The organism is Paenibacillus sp. An7 (assembly GCF_009870785.1).
GTDB lineage: Bacteria > Bacillota > Bacilli > Paenibacillales > Paenibacillaceae > Paenibacillus.
In genome coordinates, this window is record NZ_WTWX01000115.1 from 1 (window position 1) to 236 (window position 236).

General features: G+C 46.2%; 1 protein-coding gene. It reads left to right on the forward strand.

Translation table 11 applies throughout. From position 1 onward, the window contains the following. Positions 1 to 236 (forward strand): IS110 family transposase (locus tag GQY27_RS21365; protein WP_160037261.1); only part of this gene is annotated, 236 nt, incomplete at both ends.

Consider the following 236-nt stretch of genomic DNA (forward strand, 5'->3'; position numbering starts at 1 on the left):
CCATGGACAAGCCTTTTTAGAGCGAGGTAAACCGTACAGAGGGACGTTTAAATTCAAACATACCCAAGATGGGCTGACGAAGTTACTCCAAGCGATTCAGGATGTTGAACATGCAGCTGGGCTACGTCCTACGCTACTTCTCGAGGCAACTGGGCATTACCAGAGTCCTGTTGTTCAGTTCTTAGAGGAGCATCATTATTTGTACATTGTCATTAATCCGCTCATCTCAAATCGGC